Annotated in this window: 1 protein-coding gene; it reads left to right on the top strand. The window is 71.4% G+C overall.

The annotated features are described in order from the left end of the window. Positions 1 to 38: 38 nt before the first annotated feature. Positions 39 to 476, top strand: a complete 438-nt coding sequence (locus Adu01nite_RS09045; protein WP_239132254.1) for a hypothetical protein — start codon at positions 39 to 41, stop codon at positions 474 to 476. Positions 477 to 653: the final 177 nt, after the last annotated feature.

The following is a 653-nucleotide window of genomic DNA, read 5'->3' as shown; positions in this document are numbered from 1 at the left end:
GGCGGCCGAGGTCGTCCCGGCGGCGTACCTTCGATCGCATGAGCAGCATCCGATGGTGGTCGATCGAGGTGCGCGACGGCGTGCTCTCGGCAATGCGGTGGAAGGACGGTTACGGCGAGGCACTGCTCGAGGCCGCCGTGACCAACGGCGCACGCCGTTGGGAGTGGACGATCATGCCCGGCGGGGTCGTCCTGGAGATCGCCTTCCGCGAAACAGAGGAGTGGGACCGATTCCGGGCCCTCCCGGTGGTGACGGCCGCGCTCGACGCGACCCCCGACCCGGTCAACGGCCTCTACGTCTACGAGGGCCGGGGCGGCAGCGCCGCGTCCCCGTCGAAGCGCCCCAAGCCCCGCCCGGCCGGCGCCGGCGCCGCCGCGATCCCGCTCCCGGTCGAGGAGATCGTGCGGGCCCGCCTGGCCGAGCCCCAGCCTCCGGTCGAGCCCATCCAGGGCCTGCCGGAGCGAGTCGCCGCCTGAGAGTCGTCGCCTGAAACCAGCCCAGAAGGCAGCGACCCCCAAGATCGGTCGGCGCAACCCAAGCGTCACCGATCTTGCGTCGGCCCACGACCTGGCCGGACATGCCACGGACCACCTCGGCCGCGCCATCTTGTCGAATTGCCGTCCACGACGGGCAGCAATTCGACAAGATCAGCT

This window comes from Paractinoplanes durhamensis (assembly GCF_016862175.1).
GTDB lineage: Bacteria > Actinomycetota > Actinomycetes > Mycobacteriales > Micromonosporaceae > Actinoplanes > Actinoplanes durhamensis.
The sequence above is the reverse complement of the archived record's forward strand: the minus strand, read 5'-3'. Positions and strand labels throughout refer to the sequence as shown.

Excerpts from the sequence above, each read along its gene's own strand:
- Adu01nite_RS09045 (WP_239132254.1), top strand. The coding sequence starts at position 39 with ATGAGCAGCATCCGATGGTGGTCGATCGAGGTGCGCGACGGCGTGCTC.